This is a genomic window from Pseudomonas brassicae (genome assembly GCF_010671725.1).
Taxonomy (GTDB): Bacteria; Pseudomonadota; Gammaproteobacteria; order Pseudomonadales; family Pseudomonadaceae; genus Aquipseudomonas; species Aquipseudomonas brassicae.
Window position 1 is genome coordinate 1 of the sequence record NZ_JAAHBU010000392.1, and the last position, 2,252, is coordinate 2,252.

General features: G+C 63.2%; 3 protein-coding genes. 2 read left to right on the forward strand and 1 reads right to left on the reverse strand.

From position 1 onward, the window contains the following. Window positions 1–823 (reverse strand): universal stress protein (locus tag G3436_RS22540; protein ID WP_163949650.1); only part of this gene is annotated, 823 nt, incomplete at its 3' end. 160 nt (window positions 824–983) lie between these two features. On the opposite strand from G3436_RS22540, the gene G3436_RS22545 reads away from it, so the two are divergent. Then, complete coding sequence (locus G3436_RS22545) at window positions 984–1,589, forward strand: MiaE family protein (RefSeq protein ID WP_163949652.1); 606 nt, start codon at window positions 984–986, stop codon at window positions 1,587–1,589. 127 nt (window positions 1,590–1,716) lie between these two features. Further along, window positions 1,717–2,190: a MarR family winged helix-turn-helix transcriptional regulator gene (locus G3436_RS22550; RefSeq protein WP_163949654.1), complete on the forward strand. Its 474-nt coding sequence runs from the start codon at window positions 1,717–1,719 to the stop codon at window positions 2,188–2,190. Window positions 2,191–2,252: the final 62 nt, after the last annotated feature.

Below are 2,252 nucleotides of genomic sequence, written 5' to 3' on the forward strand. Positions count from 1 at the left end.
CCTTGAGCACCAGCACGTCGCACTCCAGCGAATCCAGCACCACCTCCGCCGTATTGCCGATCAGCGCGCCGACAATCCCCTTGCGCGCCACCGTACCAATGACCGTGACCACCGCATCGTACTTGCTGGCCGTATGCGGGATCAGCACATCCGCCGGCCCTTCGGCCACATGCAAACGTTCGTCGGCGATGTCGAACTCGGCCTGGAACGCCGCGCATTCCTCGCGGTACTTGCGCTCGATGGTGTCCTTGAGCTGGTACACCGGGTCGGCGGCCGAGAGCATGGGCGAGGGGTGTGCACTGATCACATGCAACTCGCCCTTGGCCAGGCTGGCGATGGCGTAACCGTGGTCGACGATGCTGGTGTGCAGCTTGCGGTGCTGTTCATCGTGGTTGCCCACGTCCACCGCCGCCAGGATCACGCCGCCGGTCCACGGCCGTTCGGTCTTGACCATCAGCACCGCGCACGGACATTCGCGCAGCAGTTTCCAGTCCGAAGGCGTCAGCAGGGCCTTTTTCAGCGGATTGTCGGGGCGATGTTCCTTGATCACCAGCTCGCAGCCTTCGGCTTGCTGCACATCGATGATCGACTCGTGCAGGGTGTCGTGCCAGATCTGCTCATGGGTGACTTTGTTGAAGCCGTCGTCATGCAACTGGCTGGCGAGCAGGCTGAGCAGGGCACTGTGATCCTGCTTCTTGTCGCACATCAGCAGGTGCAGGCGAGCCCCGGTACTGCCAGCGATCAGCTTGGCGCGGGTCAGGGCTTTACTGTGGGCGTGGTCGGGGTCGAGCACCACCAGGATGCTGCGAACTTCAATGGACATGAGCGAGAACTCCTTCGGCAATGGCAAGCGGTGCCTGACTATAGTCGGCGCCCCGGGTGCGGCAGTTCTTGATATGCATCAAGCATAGTCACTGGTGATCGGCACCGCCGCCGGTATAATCGCCGGTCTTGTCGACACCCCATGCCCGTTTGTGAGCCTAATGTCCCTTATTCCCGAAATCGAAGCCTTCCTCGCCTGCCGCACCCCGGATGCCTGGGTCGATGCCGCACTGGCCGACCAGCAGACGATGCTGATCGACCACAAGAACTGCGAGTTCAAGGCCGCGAGCACGGCGCTCAGCCTGATTGCCAAGTACAACACGCACGCCGACCTGATCAACATGATGTCGCGCCTGGCCCGCGAGGAGCTGGTGCACCACGAGCAGGTACTGCGCCTGATGAAGCGGCGCAAGATCGAGCTGCGGCCGTTGTCGGCGGGCCGCTACGCCTCGGGCCTGCGCAAGGTGGTGCGCTCCCACGAGCCGGTCAAGCTGGTGGATACCCTGGTGGTGGGGGCATTCATCGAGGCGCGCAGCTGCGAGCGCTTCGCTGCCGTGGTGCCGCACCTGGACGAAGAGCTGGGCACGTTCTACCACGGCCTGCTCAAGAGCGAGGCGCGCCACTACCAGGGCTACCTGAAGCTTGCGTACCAGTACGGTGAGGCCGCGGATGTGGAGCGTACGGTGGCGCGGGTGCGCGAGGTGGAAGCCGAGCTGATCACCACGCCGGATGTCGAATTCCGCTTTCATAGCGGCGTGCCAGCCTGAAGGCATTGCGGGCCCAGAGCCCGCCTTTTGTCGACCAAATAGTAAGCAAGCTAATTAGTTCTTGGCTATTCGCTGCCTGAGCAGTAATATCTGCGGCATCTCACTGCCTAAGCAGGTATCTCCCTTCATGCAGCACTTCACCCCGGAAAACTTCCAGACCTGCACCATCGGCATGCTCCTGGGGCGTGCCGCACTGGTGAAGGACCGCATTCTCGACAGCCACCTGCAGGACTTCGGCGTCACCGCCGCGCAGTTCAAGGTGCTGATCATCGTTGCCCAGTACGGGGTCGACACGCCTGCCGAGGTATGCCGCTTCCTCAGCCTGGACAGTGGTTCGATGACGCGCATGCTCGATCGCCTCGAACAGAAGGGCCTGATCGTGCGTAGCCGCTGCCCGCAAGACCGCCGTCAGGTGCGTCTGGGGCTCACCGCGCAGGGCCATGTGCTGGCCGAGAAGCTGCCACAGATTGGTGCCTCGGCGATGAACGAACTGGTCGGCGTGCTGGCACCGGATGAACTGAAAACACTCGAGACAATCCTCGCCAAAGTCCTTCTGGGCGCAGGCGACACCCTGGCCGCGCAGCGCCTGGAGGCCCAATGAAATCCCTGCGTACCGGCGTGGCGCTGCTGGTGCTGGCCCTGAGCCTGGCCGGTTGCGCCAGC

What these genes read in the sequence shown, in the direction of transcription:
- G3436_RS22545 (WP_163949652.1), top strand. Translation starts at nt 984, where the DNA reads ATGTCCCTTATTCCCGAAATCGAAGCCTTCCTCGCCTGCCGCACCCCG.
- G3436_RS22550 (WP_163949654.1), top strand. Translation starts at nt 1,717, where the DNA reads ATGCAGCACTTCACCCCGGAAAACTTCCAGACCTGCACCATCGGCATG.